This window comes from Actinomadura syzygii, assembly GCF_008085905.1.
Lineage (GTDB): Bacteria > Actinomycetota > Actinomycetes > Streptosporangiales > Streptosporangiaceae > Spirillospora > Spirillospora syzygii.
Window position 1 is genome coordinate 153,706 of the sequence record NZ_VSFF01000011.1, and the last position, 17,852, is coordinate 171,557.

A 17,852-nucleotide genomic window follows, 5' to 3' on the forward strand; every position below is an offset into this window, starting at 1 on the left:
ATGCCCGTCCACCTGGGTAGATCTACCTTGCCCGCAGGCCCGCGCCGGGTTGGGCGGGCCGGGTGGGCAGGGCGGCTGGGCGGGAGGGCCCGATGATGATCGGCTGGAAGCTGCACGGCGACGGGCGCACCCCGCCGCCGGGCGAGGTGGTCGGACCGGACGAGCGGCTGTCGTGGCCGCGCACCGCGGGCATCGGCGCGCAGCACGTGGTGGCGATGTTCGGCGCGACCTTCGTGTTCCCGGTGGTGATGGGCCTCGACCCGAACCTCGCGATCATGATGTCCGGGGTCGCGACGCTGCTGTTCCTGCTGATCGTCGGCGGCCGGGTGCCGAGCTACCTCGGGACGAGCGCGTCGTTCGTCGGCGCGGTCGCGGCGATCCGCGCGGCGGGCGGCGACAGCGCCACCGTGACCGGCGCGATCCTCGTCGCGGGCGTCGTGCTCGCGCTCGTCGGCGTGCTGATCCACTTCGCGGGCGGGGACGTCGTCCACCGGGTGTTCCCGCCGGTCGTGACCGGCGCGGTCGTGATGCTGATCGGCTTCAACCTGGCGCCGGTCGTCGCGAACGTGTACTGGCCGCAGGACCAGTGGGTCGCGCTCGCGACGCTCGGGTTCGCCGTGTTCTGCGCGGTGCTGCTGCGCGGCTTCTGGGCCCGGATCGCGGTGCTCCTCGCCCTCGTCTTCGGGTACTTGCTCTCGTGGCTCCTCGACAGCACCGCGGGCAAGATCACTTCCGTGCTGCCGGGGCAGAACCTGCTGGACGCGTCCGGCAAGGCATGCCCGGCCGAGGGCCCGTACTGCGTCGCGACGGCGTTCCCGCACGACCGCATCAACGTCGACGGCGTGCAGGCCGCCGACTGGTTCGGGTTCCCGAGCCTGCACGCGCCCGACTTCAAGACCTCGGCCATCCTGCTGGCGCTGCCCCCGGTGATCGCGCTGATCGCGGAGAACACCGGGCACGTGAAGGCGGTCGCCGCGATGACCGGCGCGGACCTCGACCCCGTCCTCGGCCGCGCCGTCGCCGCGGACGGCGTCGGCACCGTGCTCGCCACCGCCGTCGGCGGCTCGCCCACCACCACCTACGCCGAGAACATCGGCGTCATGGCCGCCACCCGGATCTACTCGACGGCCGCCTACCTGGTCGCCGCCGCCGTCGCGATCCTGTTCGGGCTGTGCCCGAAGTTCGGCGCGCTCGTCGCGGCGACGCCGGGCGGGGTGCTCGGCGGGATCACCGTCGTCCTGTACGGGATGATCGGGCTGCTCGGCGCGAAGATCTGGATCGAGAACCGGGTCGACTTCGCCGACCCGGTCAACCTCGTCCCGGTCGCGGCCGGGATCATCCTCGCGATCGGGGACGTCACCCTGAAGATCACCGACGACTTCCCGCTGCAGGGCATCGCGCTCGGCACCATCGCCGTCCTCCTCGGGTACCACGTGCTGAACGCGGTCCGCGGCCCGGACGGCTCGGGCGGCGGCGTCATCGCGCCCGGCGAGCGGGAGATCGGTGGACCGGTCCGCCCCCCGAGCGCGCCCGAGACCGGCGCGGGCTGACGGGAGGACGCGATGAAGCCGCCGCCGTTCGGCTACCACGCCCCGCGCACCGTGGACGAGGCGCTCGACGCGCTCGCCGCGGCGCCGTCCGGGAAGGTGCTCGCGGGCGGGCAGAGCCTCGTCCCGCTGCTGAACATGCGGCTCGCCGCGCCGTCCGACCTGGTCGACATCAACCGGATCGCCGAGCTCGACGCGCTGCGCGCCGGGGACGGCGGCGTTCGCGTCGGCGCGCTCGCCCGGCACGCGCGGGTCGAGCGGTCGGCGGAGGCGGCGGCCGTGCAGCCGCTGCTCGGGCAGGCGCTCCGGCACGTCGCGCACCCGGTGATCCGCAACCGGGGCACGGTCGTCGGGAGCCTCGCGCACGCCGACCCGGCCGCCGAGCTGCCCGCCGTGCTGGCCGTCCTCGGCGGGACGGTCGAGGCCGCGTCCAGCCGGGGGCGGCGCACGATCCCGGCGGCGGAGCTGTTCGCCGGGCCGCTGGAGTCCTCGCTCGAACCCGGCGAGCTGGCGGTCTCCGCGTTCTTCCCCGCGCTGCCGCCCCGCACCGGCACCGCGTTCACCGAGACGGCGCGGCGGCACGGCGACTACGCCCTCGCGGGCGTCGCCGCCGTCGTCACCCTCGACGAGGACCTGCGCGTCCGCGCCGCCCGCGCCGGATACCTGGGCGTGTCCGCGACGCCGCTCGTCCTCGACCTGAGCGGCGCCGCCGGGCCGCGCGGCGACTGGGCGGCCGCCGCCGCGCACGTCCGCGAGCGCGTCGACCCCGAGTCCGACATCCACGCGGGTGCCGCCTACCGGCGGCACCTGACCGGCGTGCTCACCGAGCGCGCCTGCGCGGCGGCGGCCGCCGAGGCGCTGCGGAAGGCGGGGGAGTGATGGAGGAGCGGTTCGAGGTGGAGCTGACCGTCAACGGGACGCCCCGCACGGCGAGCGTCCCGGCGCGGCGGCTCCTGTCGGACTTCCTCCGGCACGACCTCGGGCTGACCGGCACGCACGTCGGCTGCGAGCACGGCGTGTGCGGGTGCTGCACCGTCCTGCTGGACGGCGACCCGGTGCGCTCGTGCCTGATGTTCGCCGTCACCGCCGCCGGGCACGAGGTCACCACCGTCGAGGGCCTCGCCGCGCCGGACGGCACGCCGTCCCCGGTGCAGCGCGCGTTCCGCGAGTGCCACGGCCTCCAGTGCGGGTTCTGCACGCCCGGGTTCCTCTGCACGGTCACGGCGTTGCTGCGGGAGAACCCGCGGCCGTCCCGCGACCAGGTGCTCGAAGGGATCTCCGGAAACCTGTGCCGCTGCACCGGGTACCAGAACATCGTGAAATCGGTGCACCGCGCCGCCGACCTGCTCAGCGAGCCGGCCGAACCAGGGGAGTGACCGATGGGGACGCGCGTGTTCGGCGAGCCGGTCCGGCGCCGCGAGGACGGCCGGTTCCTCACCGGCCGGGGCCGCTTCCTCGACGACCTCGGGCGCGGCGCGCTCGCCGCCGCGTTCGTCCGGTCGCCGCACGCGCACGCCCGGATCACCGACATCGACGTGTCCGGCGCGCTGGACGTCGAGGGGCTCGTCGCGATCTACACGTGGGAGGACCTTCCCGGCCGGGTCGGCGACCCGCTGCCGCTGCTCATCCCGCACCCGGCGCTGACGCACGGCCGGACCGGCTACCCGCTGGCGCGGGACGTCGTCCGGCACGTCGGCGAGCCCGTCGCGATGGTCGTCGCCCATGACCGGTACCTGGCCGAGGACGCCGCCGAGCGCGTCCACGTCGAGTACGAGCCGCTGCCGCCCGTCGTCGGGATCGAGGCGGCGGCGCGGGCCGAGCACCTCGTCCACGACGACGTGCCGGGCAACGTCGGGGCGGTGCTCGTCCAGGAGACCGGGGACGCGGCCGCCGCGATCGACGCCGCGCCGCACGCGCTGGAGTTCCGGCTGTCGATCGAGCGGAGCGCGTCCACCCCGCTGGAGGGGCGCGGCGTCTACGCGCGGTGGGACGCCGACGACGGCTCGCTGCGCGTGTACTCCTCCACCCAGACGTCGACCAGCGTGCGGGCGGCGATCGCGGCGCGGCTCGGGCTGCCGAACGGCAAGGTCGAGGTGGTCGCGCCGGACGTCGGCGGCGGTTTCGGCGTGAAGATCGTCCATCCGTGGCCGGAGGAGGTGCTCGTCCCGTGGGCGGCGCGGCTGCTGGACCGCGAGCTCAAGTGGACCGAGGACCGCCGCGAGCACTTCGTGTCCGCCGCGCACGAGCGCGGGCAGGTCCAGGACGTGCGGGTCGGGTTCGACGACGCGGGCCGCGTCCTCGGCCTCGACGTGCGGATCCGGCACGACCACGGCGCCTACACCCCGTACGGGATCATCATCCCGATCGTCACGTCCACCCAGCTCCTCGGCCCGTACAAGATCGGCGCGTACCGGGCGGAGGTGACGAGCCTCTACACGAACACGCTGATCGTCACGCCGTACCGGGGCGCGGGGCGTCCCCAGGGCGTCTACTGCATGGAGCGGACGATGGACCGCATCGCCCGCCACCTCGGCCGCGACCGCGCCGACGTCCGCGCCGCGAACCTCATCCAGCCCGACGAGTTCCCCTACGACCAGGGCCTCCTCTTCCAGGACGGGCGCCCGCTGATCTACGACTCGGGCGACTACCCGGAGCTGCTCCGCAAGGCGCGCGAGCTGATCGGCTGGGACGGCTTCGCCGCCGAGCGCGCCGCCGCGTCCCGGGGGCGGCGGCTCGGCATCGGCCTCGGCCTGTACGTGGAGGGCACCGGCGTCGGCCCGTACGAGGGCGGGCACGTCGAGATCGACACGGCCGGGCGGGTGCACGTCTCGACCGGGCTGACCTCGCAGGGCCAGGGCCACGAGACGGCGTTCGCGCAGATCGCCGCCGCCGAATTGGGCGTCCCGCTGGAGGACGTCCACGTCACGACGGGCGACACGCGCCGGTTCGGGTACGCGGTCGGGACGTTCGCGTCCCGCGCCGCCGTGATGAGCGGCAACGCGATCGCGCTGGCCTGCCGGAAGGTGCGCGAGAAGGCGCTGCGGATCGCGGCGGACGCGCTGGAGGCCGACCCGCGCGACCTCGACGTCACCGACGGGGTGGTGCACGTGCGGGGCGACATGTCGGCGTCGGTCCCGCTGCGGACGGTGGCGGTGCTGTCGAACCCGCTGCGGTACGCGTTCGACGAGGAGGCCGCGGCGGCGACGCAGTTCGCGGTGGGGCGCCCGGCGACCGAGCCACCGGTCGCGTCCGGGGAGGAACCCGGCCTGGAGGGACGCGGGTACTACTCGCCCGTCCGGTCGACGTTCGCGTCCGGCGCGCACGCCGCGATCGTGGAGGTCGACCCGGACACGGCGGAGATCGCCATCCTGCGGTACGCGGTCGTCCACGACTGCGGGCGGCTCATCAACCCGATGGTCGTGGAGGGGCAGATCCACGGCGGCGTCGCGCAGGGCGTCGGCGGCGCGCTGTACGAGCGGATGGCCTACGACGAGTCCGGCCAGCTCCTGAACGCCTCGTTCATGGACTTCCTCATGCCGTACGCGACGGAGGTCCCGCGGATCGAGACGGGCCACCTGGAGACGCCGTCGCCGCTGAACCCGCTCGGGATCAAGGGGGCGGGGGAGGCGGGCGTCATCCCGGTGTCGGCGGTGATCGCGTCGGCGGTGGAGGACGCGGAGGGCGTCCGCGTGGACGCGATGCCGATCTCCCCGGACGACCTCCACACGCTGCGGCTGCGGGCGGCGGACGACCCGTCGCTCCGCGTCCGCGAGGGCGCCCGGACCGGATGACCTCACGGCCGGTAGGGGGAGAGGGCCGGGTGGGAGAGGCTGGCGGGGTCGGCTCGGGTTTGCGGGGGACCTCAACCCCGCCAGCGTGTTGACCCTAGTCAAGGCCGCGGAAGGGGTCCGCGCTAACCGGGATTCCTCCGGGAAGGTCGGTTTTCGGTCGCGCGTCCGCTAGCCGTGCGCGGGCGTCTCCGGGGCGTTGCCGCCGAGCGACTTCGGCAGGTAGTTCTGCACGGCCGCCGGGCGGAACCCGGCCTGCCTGATCCAGCCGAGGATCATCTCCAGCTCCTGCGCGAGGCCCTTGCGGTAGTGCATGAGGATGATGTCGCCGGGCTTGAACCCCTTGCCGCCGTCGCCGCGCGCGAAGCCGTTGAAACCGACGCCCGGACCGGACGTCCCGTTGTAGAACTCCGCCGACCAGATCAGGATCGACTTGATGCCGCACTCCTTGGCGACCTGCCGGGTCGTCGGGTTGAACGCGCCGAACGGCGGCCGGAACACCTCGGGACGCCGCCCGTACTGCTTCGCGATCTCGTCGGACGCGTCGCAGATCTGCTTCTTCTGCGCCTCCGGGCTGAGCGTCGGCATGTTCGGGTGGCTGACGGTGTGGTTCTCCATGGGCGACCCGGCGTTGCGCATCGCCCAGAAATACTGGCCCTGCCCCTTGATGTACGTCGAGGTCAGGAAGGTCATGATGGGGACCTTCTGCGTGCGTATCAGGTTCACGAACCGCGAGTCGTACTCGTAGCCGTCGTCGATGGTGAGGAAGACGACGCGCTCCTGCGTCTCGATGTGGTCGATGACAGGGGGCAGGCCGTCGGTGGACGGCTTCGGCATCGTCCACGTGCCGGGCTTCGGCGTGTCCCACTGCTGGTCGCCGAGGACGGACGCGAGCCGCGTCCGCGTCGACGGCCCCGAGCCGCCCGCCTGCGCGGTGACGATGGGCCAGCCGCCCGCGACCACGCCGACGAGCGCGGCGGCGACGATGGTGATCAGGGGCGCTTTCCCGGGCATCGGCCGCGTGCTCCGTTCGGTCGAGGGGTTCGATCGGGGTCGGTCGGTCGTTCAAGTCTTCAGGTGTTCCGCATCGGTTGACGCGCCGTTCGCCGGGAGGGTTCGCGGGACGGCGCGACTCGCCCGACATATCTGACCATTTCCCACGCGAAAGCGAGCGCATCCGCCCAATCCTCGGCGTGTACTCGGCAGATGTTGCCGTTCGGCCCCGCCGTGCCGTTCCCTACAGTCGGGACATGCAGCTCACCGGCAGTGCCACCGTCGCCGCGCCGCTCGCCCGCGTCTGGGACGCGCTCCAGGACCCGGCCGTCCTGGCGCGGACGATCCCCGGCTGCCGGTCCCTGGAGGAGACCAGCCCCGGCGCCTACCGCATGACCGTCTCGGCGGGCGTCGCGTCGATCCGCGGCACCTACGCGGGCCGCGTCGAACTCGCCGACCCCGACCCGCCGCGCTCGTTCGTCCTGCGTGCGCGGGGGCAGGGCGCGCCGGGCACGGTGGACGCGACGGTCCGCGTCCGGCTCTCCGGCGACGGCGACGCCGCGACCCGGATCGACTACGACGCGGACGCGGTCGTCGGCGGGATGGTCGGCGGCGTCGGCCAGCGGATGCTCGGCACCGTCGCGAAGCGGACGGCGGGCGAGTTCTTCGCCGCCGTCGAACGCGACATCGCCGCGCCGCCAGACATCGCCGCCCCGCCCGAACCCGTCCCCGCCGCTCCCGCGCAGGCGGCGCCCGGCCCGGTGTACGCAGGACGCGCCGCGGCCACGCCGGAGCGGGTCGCTCCGGCGTGGCCGATGGCGGTCGCGTTCGGGACGGGCGGCGCCGTCGCGCTCGCCGGTGTGGCGCTCGGCTACCTGCTCGGCCGCCGCGCGGTCAGTTCACCGCGAGTCAGCCCACCGCGACTCAGTTCAGCGAGACTCAGTTCACCGCGACGAGGTCCACGACGAAGATGAGCGTCTCGCCGGGCTTGATCGCCGGGCTCGGGCTGCGGTCGCCGTAGGCGAGGTGCGGCGGGATGACGAGCTTGCGCCGCCCGCCGACCTTCATGCCGACGATGCCCATGTCCCAGCCCTTGATGACGCGGCCGCCGCCGAGCGGGAAGTCGAACGTCGAGCCGCGGTTCCAGGACGCGTCGAACTCCTCGCCGGTCGACCAGGACACGCCGACGTAGTGCATCGAGACGTTCGCGCCCTTGGTCGCCTCGGGCCCGTCGCCCTGGGTGATGTCGGTGATGTCGAGGTTCGAGGGGGGCTGTCCCTCGGGGAAGTCGATCTCGGGGCGTTCCAGCGCCATTGACGGGCTCCAGCGTTCGGGTCGGATTGGGAAGTGCTCAGCCTAGCCGCAGCGGGCGCGCACGAAAGTACGCCGGGCGCGTTGGCAGGTTGCGACGGTTCCGCAGGTGGGCGGCGTCCGGTAGACCCGTGTCCATGAGGCTGCGGATCGGGATCGACACGGGCGGGACGTTCACCGACGTCGTGGCGCTGGACGCGGACGGCGCGCTCGTCACCACGAAGACCCCGTCGACGCCCGCCGACCCGGCCGCCGGGTTCGCGGCCGGTGTGACGAAGATCCTTGCCCTGCTCGGCGCCGGGCCCGACGACGTCGCGGCCCTCTGCCACGGCACGACCGTCGCCACGAACCGGCTGCTCGAGGACCGCGTCGACGACCTCGGGTTCGTCACGACGGAGGGGTTCGGGCCGATCCTGGAGATCGCGCGGCAGAGCGTCCCGGACGGGTACGGCAACAGCTACTTCTGGGTGAAGCCGCCGCGGATCGTCCCGGCGCACCGGGTGCGGACGGTCGGCGGGCGGCTCGACCACACCGGCGCGGAGCTGCGTCCGTTCGACGAGGAGTCGGCGGTCGCGGCGGCCCGCTTCTTCCGCGACGCGGGGATCCGCGCGATCGGGGTGTGCTTCCTGCACTCCTACGCCGACCCGTCGCACGAGCTGGCGATGCGGGAGGTCCTCACCCGCGAGCACCCGGACGCCGTCGTGTCGCTGTCGTGCGAGGTGCTGCGCGAGTACCGCGAGTACGAGCGGTCGGTGACGACGCTGGTGGACGCCGCCGTGAAACCCGCGATGAACGGCTACCTCGCGCGGATCGCCGAGCGCGCGGCGGCCCGGCTGCTCGTGATGAAGAGCAACGGCGGCGTGCTGTCGGCGGAGGAGGTCGCACGGCAGCCGATCACGACGGTGCTGTCCGGCCCGGCGGCGGGCGCGCTCGGCGCCGCGTTCGTGGTCTCGCACAGCGGCCGCGGTTCCGTCGTGACGCTGGACGGCGGCGGGACGTCCACCGACGTCGCGGTCGTCCTGGACGGCGAGCCGACCCTCACCACCGAGGGGTCGATCGGCCGCCATCCCGTCAAGATCCCGATGATCGACATCGTGACGGTCGGCGCGGGCGGCGGGTCGGTCGCGTGGCGGTCGCCGGACGGCGCGCTGAAGGTCGGGCCGCGCAGCGCGGGCGCCGACCCCGGCCCGCTCTGCTACGGGCGCGGCGGGACGGAGGCGACGGTGACGGACGCGCACGCCGTCCTCGGCCGCATCCCGCCGCACCTGCTCGGCGGCGAGGTCCCGCTCGACGTGGCCGCCGCCCGCGCCGGGCTCGCCGCCCTCGCCGACGACCTCGGCCTGCCCATCGAGCGCGCCGCCGCCGGGATCCTGGAGATCTCCGCGTGGAACCAGGCCAACGCGATCCGACAGATCACGGTGAAGCGGGGCCTGGACGTCCGCGACTACCCGCTCGTCGCGTTCGGCGGGTCGGGGCCGCTGCTCGCGTGCCGGCTGCTCGACGTGCTCGGGCTGCCGGTCGCGGTCGTCCCGGAGAACCCCGGGAACCTGTCGGCGTTCGGGCTGCTCACCGTGGACGTGAAGAACGACTACGTGCGGACGAGTGTCGTCCGCGACGCCGAACTCGACCCCGCCCTGCCCGCCGCGATCTACGCGGAGCTCGAAGCGGAGGCGGCCGACGCGCTCGCCCGCGAGGGCTTCCCGCCGGACCGGCGGCGCTTCGCCCGCTCCGCCGACCTGCGCTACTACGGGCAGGCGTTCGAGGTGCGGGTCGCGGCCCCGGCGGGCCCGCCGGACGGGGCGTTCCGCGCCGAGGTCGTCCGCCGGTTCCACGACGCGCACGAGGCCCTCTACGGCTACTGCCACCGCGACGATCCGCGCCATCCGGTCGAGTGGGTCAACCTGCGCGTCTCCGGGATCGGCCCGATCGACCGGCCGCGCCTCGCCGAACGTCCGCCGGGGGACGGCGACCCGTCCCGGGCGCTGACCGGAGCGCGCCGCGTCTACTTCGACGACTGGACGGACACGCCCGTCTACCGCCGCGAGAAGCTCGCCCCCGGCGACGCCGTGACCGGCCCGGCCGTCATCGAGGAGTTCGGGTCGACGCTGCCGCTCCACCCCGGCTTCACGGCGGAACTCGACGGCCACGGCAACCTGGTGGTGAAGCGATGATCGACCCGATCCTGCTGGAGATCGTCGAGGGGACGCTGGCGTCCGTGGAGCGGGAGGTCGAGACGGCCATCGCGCGGACGGCCCGGTCCCCGATGATCCGGGACGCGCACGACTTCCGCGCGGGCATCCACGACCGGCGGCTCCGCAAGCTGACCGGACGGTCCTACTCCGCGCTCGTCCAGCCGGTCGTCCGCGACTTCCCGCTGGAGGAGATGCGTCCCGGCGACGTGTTCTTCCACAACGACGTGTACCTGTCGGAGGGCGGCATCGGGCACCTGCCCGACCTGTGCGTCACCGTTCCCGTTTTCCACGGCGGGGAGGTCGTCGCGTTCGTGCAGGCGTTCGGGCATCACGACGACATCGGCGGCGCCGTCCCGGGGTCGATGCCGAGCCACGCCCGCAGCGCGTTCGAGGAGGGCCTGATGGTCCCGCCGATCAAGCTGTGGGACGAGGGCGTCCCGAACCGGGCGGCGCTGACGATCATGACGCGCAACTCGCGGATGCCCGACTCCCTCGCCGGGGACCTGGACGCCGAGTGCTCCGCCTGCCTGATGGGCGCCCGCCGCCTCGGCGACCTGTTCGCCCGCTACGGCCGCGCCGACGTCGAGGCGTGCTTCGACGCGATCATCGACCGGACCACCGCGACGTTCCGCCGCGAGCTGCTCGCCAAGATCCCGGACGGCGTGTTCGTCTGGGAGGACTACGCCGAGCACGACGGCGTCGACCCGCCCCGCCTCCACGCGCAGCGGATCACGCTGACCGTCGACAAGGCGGCCGACGTCCCGCTCGTCATCGATTTCACCGGCACGTCCCCGCAGGCCAAGGGGCCGATCAACCACGCGGGCGACTACGCGGACGGGGTGTTCCTGAAGAAGTGGCTGGCGCCCGTCCTGCGGAACCTCGCCGACACGCCGGAGCGGGCCGCCGAACTGGACGTCAACGAGGGCGTCGTGCCGCTGATCGAGATGCGGTTCCCGGAGAAGGGCACGCTGCTCACGCCGGTGTTCCCGGCGCCGACGAACGCGCGGACGTTCGTGATCCTGCGGCTGCTCGGCGTCCTCGCGGGCGTCCTCGCCAAGGCCACCGGCGGGCGGATGCCCGCCGACCAGGAGACGATCCGCTACACCGGCGTCTACGGCGACGACGACCGCGGCCCCTACCTGATGCGCGAGGTGCTCGGCGGCGGGTCGGGCGGCCGCTACTACGCGGACGGCGAGGACACGATCCACGTCGTCCCCGACTCCCGCAACATCCCCGCCGAGTTCGCCGAGGCGCGCTGGCCGTTCCTCGTGGAGCGCCTCGGCCTCGCCGTCGACTCGGGCGGGCCGGGGGAGTTCCGGGGCGGGCTCGGCTACGACAAGCACATCCGGATGCTGCGCGACGCGCACTACATGTCGATCGCGGACCGGTCGATCCTGTCGTGCTGGGGCGTCAACGGCGGCCGGGCCGGGCGCCCGTTCCGCGTCGACATCGACGGCGAGGAGATGGACGGCCTGGTCGACGACCAGCCCGTCCGCGCCGGTCAGGTGATCCGCATCCGGACGACCGGGGGAGGCGGCTGGGGCGACCCCCTGGACCGCGACCCGGCGCGGGTGGCGGACGACGTCCGCGACGGGAAGGTGTCGGCCGCGGGCGCCCGCGACGACTACGGCGCCGTCCTGTCGTCCGACGGCCGCGTGGACGGCGACGCGACGGCGGCCCTGCGCGCCCGGCTGCGCGCCGAGCGCGGCCCCGCCCCCTTCTTCGACCGGGGCCCCGGCTACCCGAGGCTGTCCGGCGGGGCCGCGTCGGCCGACGTCGACGTCACCGCGCCCGACGTGACCGCGCCCGTGGATGTCACCGCGCCCGTCGATGGACGGTGACGAGGGCGTCCTTCCCGTACCGCGTCGACTCGGTGAGCGTCCATGTGCTCTTGTCGGGCGTCTCCGTCCAGAGCTTGAGGCCGTGGCCGAGGATCACGGGGAACCACATGAGGTGGATCTCGTCGACGAGGTCGAGCGCGAGCAGCCCCTTGACGAGCCGGATGCTGCCCGCCACCGAGATCTCGCCGTCCACGTCCCGCTTGAGGCGGGCGACCTCCTCGGCCAGGCCGCCGGAGAGCACCGACGTGTTGTTCCACTCGGGGTTCTTGAGCGTGCCGGAGACGACGTACTTCGGCATCCCGTTGTACTTGTCGGCGAGCTCGCCCTCGTACTGCGGCCACGCGGCCGCGAACCCCTCGTAGGTGACGCGGCCCAGCAGCAGCGCGGCCGACCCGAGCGCCTCGTCGGTCTTGAACTGCTCGCCCTCCGGCCCCCGGTCGAAGTCGAAGCTCCAGTTCGGGTACTTGAAGTCCTCGCCGCCCGGGGACTGGACGACGCCGTCCAGGGAGATGAACTCGGTGACGACGATGCGTCCCATGTCAGGCCCCCTTCGCGAAGGCGGCCAGCACGGGCGCGAGGGCGGGCGCCGTGGTGCTGTGGTTCTCGCCCGGGATCGCCTTCAGCGTCGCGGTCGGGAGGTGGTCGGCCACCGCCTTCGCTCCGGCGGCGAGGGCGGGCCACGTGTCCTCGCCGTGGAGCACGAGGACGGGCACGCCGACCCTGTCCCACCGGTCGGCGCGCAGCGGCCTGCCGGACATGGCGTCCCCGACGTTGCGCCCGTCGTAGGCGATCGTCGGGGCGACCGCCTCCAGCGCGGGCCAGAAGTCGGAGCCGCGCATCCCCTGGACGGCCTCCTCGGGCATCATCGCGGCGGCCGTCATGAACAGCGCCACCGCGTCGCCGGGACGTCCCTCGGCCACGGCCGCGTCGAGCCGCTCGACGTAGTCGGACGGGAGCGGCGGGCGGCCGCCGTCCACGACGGCGGGCGGCTCGAACAGCGCGAGCCGCGCGACCGGGACCCCGGCCTGCGCCGCGTTGAGGGCGAGGAGCCCGCCGGACGACCAGCCGAACACCGTCGCCGGACGTCCGCCGCCCGGCCCCTCGATGATCGCGGCGAGGTCCTCGAACTCGCGCTCGACGGCGTAGGGCGCGGTGTCGCCGCTCCCGCCGCGCCCGCGCCGGTCGTAGTTGATCACACGGAAGCCGCCCGCCAGCAGCTCGGCGGTCTGCGCGTTCTCCGGGGTCGTGGCGCGGTGCGCGGTCGCGCCGTCGACGATGACGACCGGGTCGCCGTCGCCCCACGCCGTGTAGGCGATGGTCGTGCCGTCGGCGGAGGTGACGGTGCCTTCGGTTGAGGTGGCAGTGCCCTCGGACATCGGGTCGTCCCTTTCTGGTGAGGTGTCGCCGCGCGTGTTCGGCGCGGCGGGCCCCACATTAGAAACGCTCCTCGTCCTGGAGCTTGTACAGAAGCGACATCGGCTCGTCGGCGTCCGCGCCGCGCTGGAGGCAGGTCGCCGTCCGTCCGATGAAGCGCTTCAACGACCTCGCCATGTGCGGCTGGTCGTAGTAGCCGAGCCGGTGCACGACGTCCAGGGCGGGGACGCCCTCCTCCAGCAGCACGGCGGCGTGCCGCGCGCGGTCGATCTGCCGGATCGCGCCCTGGGTCAGGCCCGTCGCGGTGACGACGCGCCGCTGCACCGACCGGGACCCGACCTTGGCGATGCCACCCCACACGACCTCGTCCACGAGCGGGTCGCGGGTCAGCGCGCCCGCGCGCACGAGCCGTCCGACGAGGTCCTCCGCCGTGTCGAAGCCGGGGACCTCCCACTCCTCGCCGAGCAGGACGAAGCGGCGCGCGTCGGCGTACGGGCTCTCCGCCATGCCGTCGACCAGCCGCGCGAGGGGCAGGTGCGGCATCGACGCGCCGTGCGCGAACGTGATCCCGAGGGACTCGGACTCGCCGCCGAGCCCGGCGGTCGACGCGGTCGTCTCCGGCCCCCGGACGGCGGCGTGCGCGGCGCCGTCGACCGTCCAGAAGACGAGTTCCCAGTTCGACGTCGCGACCGACGTCAGGCTGCCCGCCCCGGTGGCGCGGCCGCGCCAGACCCGCGCGACGTACGGCGAGTCGGACGTGCGGTGTTCGCTCTCGATCGGCATGCTGCGCCTCCCTCCGGTGCCCGGCCCCTCCGATGCTAGCCAGCAGGTCGGACGCTTCTCAGCGGCCGGAGCCGGGGCCGTCCCGGACGGGCGTCGTCCGGAAACGGTCCCGGCCCAGGCGCGCGCCGTCCACGTGGAGGTCGGCGCGGGCGCGGGTGCCGTCCGCGGCGAAGAACGCGGTCTCGCGGGCGGACCAGCGGTCCCAGGCGTCCGCGTACTCCGCGCCGTCGCGGTCGGCGGCGCGGGCCCGGCGCAGGTCGAGCGGCGCGTCGATCCAGATCCGGAACGCGGCGGGCGACCCCGCCCACGCGGCGCCGACGCCCTCCACGAGCAGGACGGGCGCGGCCGGGACCTCCTCCGCCGGGCCGTAGGCGCCGCGGCGCCAGTCGTAGCGGCGCAGCGCGCCGGGCCGTCCCGCCCCCACCGGGTCCAGGACGGCACGCCGCAGCGGCTCCCACCAGGTCAGCGGATCGGCGTCCCACGGGACGCGGAAGTCGTCCGACCGCACCACCGGCGCGCCGACAGTGCCCTCCGAGGGGGGACGACCCCCCGCGCCCCCCGGAGCGCCTCCGGCGCCGACCAGGACTTCGGCGAGCCGGTCGGCGAAGGTGGACTTGCCCGCGCCGCTCGGGCCGTCCACGGCGACCAGGCGGGACGGGCCGCAGGACGGCGGCAGCGCGAGCAGCCGCGCGGCGAGCGCGGCGTAACTCGTCACGGGGCTCGTCGCGGGGCGGTTCGGCGCGTCGTCCGGCACGGACGGCATACTTCCAGGTGCCGGACCCCCGAAGGAGGACGCCCTTGCCCGGACCGCTCGACGGCGTCGTGGTCGTCGACCTCAGCCGCGTCGTCGCCGGACCGCAGGCCACCATGGCGCTCGCCGACCTCGGCGCCCGGGTGATCAAGGTCGAGCAGCCGGACGGCGGCGACGAGACGCGCGGCTGGGGCCCGCCGTTCGCGGGTGACGCGCAGGTCAGCACGTACTACCTGTCGATCAACCGGAACAAGGAGTCGATCGTCCTCGACCTGAAGTCGGACGGCGGGCGCGACGTGCTCGCCCGGCTCGTCCGGCACGCGGACGTGCTGGTGGAGAACTTCCGGCCGGGCGTCCTCGACCGGCTCGGCTTCCCGGTGGAGCGGCTGCACGGGCTGAACCCGCGGCTCGTCGTGCTGTCCATCACCGGGTTCGGGCACGACGGGCCGGACGGCGGGCGCCCCGGCTACGACGCGATCATGCAGGGCGAGGCGGGCGTCATGAGCGTGACCGGGCCGCCCGGCACGCCGAGCAAGGCCGGGCTGTCGATCGCCGACGTGCTCGCGGCGGGCAACGGCGTCGCCGGGGTCCTCGCCGCGCTCTACGAGCGGACCCGGACCGGGCGCGGCGCGGTCGTCCGCACGTCGCTGCTGGCGTCGGTCGTCGGCGCCCACATGTTCCAGGGGACGCGCTGGACGGTCGCGGGCGAGGTCCCCGAGTCGGTGGGCAACGACCACCCGTCCCTCGCCCCGTACGGGACGTTCCGCTGCGCCGACGGCCGGCTCCAGATCGGCGTCGCCAACCAGGGGCTGTGGCGCAGGTTCGCGCCGCTCGTCGGCCTCGACCCCGACGACCCGCGCTACGCGACCATTCCGGACCGGACGGCCCGGCGCGCCGAGCTGACCGCCGACATCGAGCGCGCCCTCGCGGAGGGCGCCCGCGACGCCTGGCTCGGACGGTTCGCCGAGGCGGGCGTCCCGGCCGGGGCGATCCGGACGATCGACGAGGTGTACGAGTCGCCGCAGACGCGCTCGCAGGGCCTCGTCGTCGAGGTCGACCATCCGCAGCTCGGCCGGATCGAGCTGCCGGGCCCGCCGCTGCGGTTCGACGGCGCGCCGCCGCGCGGTCACACCGCGCCGCCGCTGCTCGGCGAGCACACCGGCGCCGTCCTGGCCTGGCTGGACGAACAAGACACGCGCGAACAAGACCTGCACGAACAGGACACGTACGAACAGGACACGCACGAACGGGAGAGGGGCGAATGATGGACCTGCTCGGCACCCCGGGGGACGCGGGCGGCGGGCCGGTGCGCGTCGCCGGACGCGAGCTGCCGCGCGACGAGCTGTTCGACCGGGCGTCGGCGGTCGCCGCCGAGATCCGGGGCGCGGACGCCGTCGCCGTGCACGCCACGGCGTCACTGGAGACGGTCGTCGCGGTCGTCGGCGGGATGCTGGCGGGCGTGCCCGTCGTCCCGGTCCCGCCGGACTCCGGGCCCGCCGAGCGCGCCCACATCCTCGGCGACTCCGGCGCGAGCCTGCTCCTCGCCGCCTCCGGCGCCGAGCGGGCGGAGGGCGAACCGCCGCTGGTCCCGGTCGACGCGCTGCCGCGCGGCGGCGGCGCCCCGGCGGCCGGCGTCCCCGCCGACGCGACCGCGCTGATCCTCTACACCAGCGGGACGACCGGCGCCCCGAAGGGCGTGCTGATCTCGCGGAGCGCGATCGCCGCCGGGCTGGACGGGCTCGCCGACGCCTGGGCGTGGACGCCGGACGACGTGCTCGTCCACGGGCTGCCGCTGTTCCACGTGCACGGGCTCGTCCTCGGCGTGCTCGGGGCGCTGCGCGTCGGGTCGCGGCTCGTCCACACGGGGCGGCCGAGGCCCGAGCTGTACGCGGCGGCGGCCGAGGGCGACGGCGGCAGCCTGTTCTTCGGCGTCCCCACGGTCTGGTCGCGGACGGCGGCCGACCCGTCCGCCGCGCGGGCCCTGCGCGGCGCCCGGCTGCTCGTGTCGGGCAGCGCGCCGCTCCCGGTCCCGGTCTTCGAGCGGCTCGCGGAGCTGACCGGTCACCGCCCGGTCGAGCGCTACGGGATGACCGAGACGCTCATCACGGTCAGCGCGCGCGCCGACGGCGACCGGCGTCCCGGATACGTCGGCACGCCGCTGCCCGGCGTCCGGACGCGGCTCGCCGCCGAGGACGGCTCCCCGGCCCCGCTCGACGGCGAGACGCCCGGTGAGCTGCACGTCCGCGCTCCGCTGCTGTTCAAGGGGTACCTGAACCGTCCCGACGCGACCGCGAAGTCGTTCACCGCGGACGGCTGGTTCCGCACCGGCGACATCGCCGCCGTGGGCCCGGACGGCTGGCACCGCATCGTCGGCCGCGCGTCCACCGACCTGATCAAGAGCGGCGGCTACCGCATCGGCGCGGGCGAGATCGAGAACGCGCTGCTCGCGCATCCCGGCGTGCGGGAGGCGGCCGTCGTCGGCACCCCGCACGACGACCTCGGCGAGCAGGTCACCGCGTACGTGGTGGCGGACGGGGTCGCGGCGCGCGAGCTGACCGACTTCGTCGCCGGGCGGCTGTCGGTCCACAAGCGCCCGCGCGTGGTGCACCTGGTCGAGGCGCTGCCGCGCAACGCGATGGGCAAGGTCGTGAAGACCCGCCTCACCGAGATCACGCCCTAGGGGAGCAGCTCCGCCAGCACCGGGCGGACCAGGTCGCGGGCGTCCGACTCCGGCGGGGACGGGCCGTCCGCGCCCACGGAGTAGTAGCGCAGGAACCCCTGCTGGAAGCACGCGCCCATGAGCAGCGCCGCCACCGCCCGCGTGTCAGCGGCGGCGGCGATCCGGCCGAGGCCGCGCTCGGCGTCCAGGTACCGGGTCAGCGCGGCGACCGGCTCGTGCGGACCCGCGTCGTACTTGCGCAGCGCCTCCCTGGACGCCGCCATCAGCCGTGGCTGCGCCGCCATCGACGCCATCATCGGGAAGCTCTGCTGGTAGAAGTACACGCCGCCCAGCACCACGGCCACGAGGTTCGCCTCCACGGTGCCCTCGCCCGGCACGCCCTTGGACACGAAGGCGGGCATCCGCTCCCGCAGGACGAGCAGCATCAGCTCCTCCTTGTCGCGGAAGTGCTTGTAGAGCAGGGCCTCGGAGTAGCCCGCGGCCTTCGCGATCTCCTTCGTGGTGGCGCGGGCGACGCCGTGCCGCCGCATGATGTCGGCCGCCGCGTCCAGGATCCGCTCCCGCGCGCTCAATGAACCGCCCCCTTGACAGG

Annotated in this window: 16 protein-coding genes; 9 read left to right on the forward strand and 7 right to left on the reverse strand. The window is 74.5% G+C overall.

The genetic code is table 11. The features are described 5' to 3' along the window. The first annotated feature begins 92 nt into the window (after positions 1-92). From FXF65_RS28660 to cutA, 4 genes are read left to right on the forward strand one after another with little or no spacing between them, the layout of a single operon-like run. Complete coding sequence (locus FXF65_RS28660) at positions 93-1,550, forward strand: uracil-xanthine permease family protein (RefSeq protein ID WP_148353159.1); 1,458 nt, start codon at positions 93-95, stop codon at positions 1,548-1,550. A gap of 12 nt (positions 1,551-1,562) precedes the next feature. After that, on the forward strand, positions 1,563-2,426 hold the full coding sequence (locus tag FXF65_RS28665) for an FAD binding domain-containing protein (RefSeq protein ID WP_148353160.1): 864 nt from the start codon (positions 1,563-1,565) through the stop codon (positions 2,424-2,426). Further along, on the forward strand, positions 2,426-2,923 hold the full coding sequence (locus FXF65_RS28670; RefSeq protein WP_148353161.1) for a (2Fe-2S)-binding protein: 498 nt from the start codon (positions 2,426-2,428) through the stop codon (positions 2,921-2,923). The genes FXF65_RS28665 and FXF65_RS28670 overlap by 1 nt, the downstream gene beginning before the upstream one ends. 3 nt (positions 2,924-2,926) lie before the next feature. Next, entirely contained in the window at positions 2,927-5,338 is a 2,412-nt protein-coding gene (cutA, locus tag FXF65_RS28675) for an aerobic carbon-monoxide dehydrogenase large subunit (RefSeq protein WP_148353162.1), read from the forward strand. Between the two features lie 168 nt (positions 5,339-5,506). Here cutA and FXF65_RS28680 read toward each other — a convergent pair whose 3' ends face one another. Beyond that, positions 5,507-6,349, reverse strand: coding sequence for a polysaccharide deacetylase family protein (locus tag FXF65_RS28680; protein ID WP_148353163.1), 843 nt, complete (start codon positions 6,347-6,349; stop codon positions 5,507-5,509). 236 nt (positions 6,350-6,585) lie between these two features. Here FXF65_RS28680 and FXF65_RS28685 point away from each other — a divergent pair, with 236 nt between their 5' ends. Further along, the gene (locus FXF65_RS28685; protein WP_148353164.1) at positions 6,586-7,302 is read left to right on the forward strand and encodes an SRPBCC family protein; all 717 of its coding nucleotides are present in this window, start codon (positions 6,586-6,588) and stop codon (positions 7,300-7,302) included. Here the strand turns inward: FXF65_RS28685 and FXF65_RS28690 are convergent. Continuing rightward, entirely contained in the window at positions 7,268-7,642 is a 375-nt protein-coding gene (locus FXF65_RS28690) for an FKBP-type peptidyl-prolyl cis-trans isomerase (RefSeq protein ID WP_148353165.1), read from the reverse strand. The two genes, FXF65_RS28685 and FXF65_RS28690, sit on opposite strands and share 35 nt — an antisense overlap. A gap of 134 nt (positions 7,643-7,776) precedes the next feature. On the opposite strand from FXF65_RS28690, the gene FXF65_RS28695 reads away from it, so the two are divergent. Both FXF65_RS28695 and FXF65_RS28700 read left to right on the forward strand, forming a co-directional pair. Beyond that, the gene (locus tag FXF65_RS28695; protein ID WP_148353166.1) at positions 7,777-9,810 is read left to right on the forward strand and encodes a hydantoinase/oxoprolinase family protein; all 2,034 of its coding nucleotides are present in this window, start codon (positions 7,777-7,779) and stop codon (positions 9,808-9,810) included. Further along, positions 9,807-11,672, forward strand: a complete 1,866-nt coding sequence (locus FXF65_RS28700) for a hydantoinase B/oxoprolinase family protein (RefSeq protein ID WP_148353167.1) — start codon at positions 9,807-9,809, stop codon at positions 11,670-11,672. The genes FXF65_RS28695 and FXF65_RS28700 overlap by 4 nt, the downstream gene beginning before the upstream one ends. Here FXF65_RS28700 and FXF65_RS28705 read toward each other — a convergent pair. Genes FXF65_RS28705 through FXF65_RS28720 form a run of 4 tightly spaced genes read right to left on the reverse strand, consistent with a single transcriptional unit; the run spans position 11,647 to position 14,583 of the window. Further along, positions 11,647-12,210 (reverse strand): dihydrofolate reductase family protein, encoded by a 564-nt coding sequence (locus FXF65_RS28705; protein WP_148353168.1) that lies wholly within the window; start codon positions 12,208-12,210, stop codon positions 11,647-11,649. The genes FXF65_RS28700 and FXF65_RS28705 overlap by 26 nt on opposite strands. 1 nt (position 12,211) lies before the next feature. Then, positions 12,212-13,048 (reverse strand): alpha/beta fold hydrolase, encoded by an 837-nt coding sequence (locus FXF65_RS28710; protein WP_148353169.1) that lies wholly within the window; start codon positions 13,046-13,048, stop codon positions 12,212-12,214. 58 nt (positions 13,049-13,106) lie between these two features. After that, positions 13,107-13,829 (reverse strand): helix-turn-helix domain-containing protein, encoded by a 723-nt coding sequence (locus FXF65_RS28715; RefSeq protein WP_148353170.1) that lies wholly within the window; start codon positions 13,827-13,829, stop codon positions 13,107-13,109. A 58-nt stretch (positions 13,830-13,887) separates the two neighbouring features. Then, positions 13,888-14,583, reverse strand: coding sequence for a uridine kinase family protein (locus FXF65_RS28720; RefSeq protein ID WP_246199178.1), 696 nt, complete (start codon positions 14,581-14,583; stop codon positions 13,888-13,890). 44 nt (positions 14,584-14,627) lie between these two features. On the opposite strand from FXF65_RS28720, the gene FXF65_RS28725 reads away from it, so the two are divergent. Both FXF65_RS28725 and FXF65_RS28730 read left to right on the forward strand, forming a co-directional pair. Continuing rightward, positions 14,628-15,845 carry a CaiB/BaiF CoA transferase family protein gene (locus FXF65_RS28725; RefSeq protein WP_148353172.1) on the forward strand — a complete coding sequence of 406 codons (1,218 nt, stop codon included), beginning with the start codon at positions 14,628-14,630 and terminating at the stop codon, positions 15,843-15,845. Further along, positions 15,842-17,260, forward strand: a complete 1,419-nt coding sequence (locus FXF65_RS28730; RefSeq protein WP_148353173.1) for an acyl-CoA synthetase — start codon at positions 15,842-15,844, stop codon at positions 17,258-17,260. Before FXF65_RS28725 ends, FXF65_RS28730 begins: the two co-directional genes overlap by 4 nt. Here FXF65_RS28730 and FXF65_RS28735 read toward each other — a convergent pair. Further along, positions 17,257-17,832: a TetR/AcrR family transcriptional regulator gene (locus FXF65_RS28735; RefSeq protein WP_148353174.1), complete on the reverse strand. Its 576-nt coding sequence runs from the start codon at positions 17,830-17,832 to the stop codon at positions 17,257-17,259. The two genes, FXF65_RS28730 and FXF65_RS28735, sit on opposite strands and share 4 nt — an antisense overlap. Positions 17,833-17,852: the final 20 nt, after the last annotated feature.

Coding starts and splice junctions, on each gene's coding strand:
- FXF65_RS28660 (WP_148353159.1), top strand. CDS start 93: ATGATGATCGGCTGGAAGCTGCACGGCGACGGGCGCACCCCGCCGCCG.
- FXF65_RS28665 (WP_148353160.1), top strand. CDS start 1,563: ATGAAGCCGCCGCCGTTCGGCTACCACGCCCCGCGCACCGTGGACGAG.
- FXF65_RS28670 (WP_148353161.1), top strand. CDS start 2,426: ATGGAGGAGCGGTTCGAGGTGGAGCTGACCGTCAACGGGACGCCCCGC.
- cutA (WP_148353162.1), top strand. CDS start 2,927: ATGGGGACGCGCGTGTTCGGCGAGCCGGTCCGGCGCCGCGAGGACGGC.
- FXF65_RS28680 (WP_148353163.1), bottom strand. CDS start 6,349: ATGCCCGGGAAAGCGCCCCTGATCACCATCGTCGCCGCCGCGCTCGTC.
- FXF65_RS28685 (WP_148353164.1), top strand. CDS start 6,586: ATGCAGCTCACCGGCAGTGCCACCGTCGCCGCGCCGCTCGCCCGCGTC.
- FXF65_RS28690 (WP_148353165.1), bottom strand. CDS start 7,642: ATGGCGCTGGAACGCCCCGAGATCGACTTCCCCGAGGGACAGCCCCCC.
- FXF65_RS28695 (WP_148353166.1), top strand. CDS start 7,777: ATGAGGCTGCGGATCGGGATCGACACGGGCGGGACGTTCACCGACGTC.
- FXF65_RS28700 (WP_148353167.1), top strand. CDS start 9,807: ATGATCGACCCGATCCTGCTGGAGATCGTCGAGGGGACGCTGGCGTCC.
- FXF65_RS28705 (WP_148353168.1), bottom strand. CDS start 12,210: ATGGGACGCATCGTCGTCACCGAGTTCATCTCCCTGGACGGCGTCGTC.
- FXF65_RS28710 (WP_148353169.1), bottom strand. CDS start 13,048: ATGTCCGAGGGCACTGCCACCTCAACCGAAGGCACCGTCACCTCCGCC.
- FXF65_RS28715 (WP_148353170.1), bottom strand. CDS start 13,829: ATGCCGATCGAGAGCGAACACCGCACGTCCGACTCGCCGTACGTCGCG.
- FXF65_RS28730 (WP_148353173.1), top strand. CDS start 15,842: ATGATGGACCTGCTCGGCACCCCGGGGGACGCGGGCGGCGGGCCGGTG.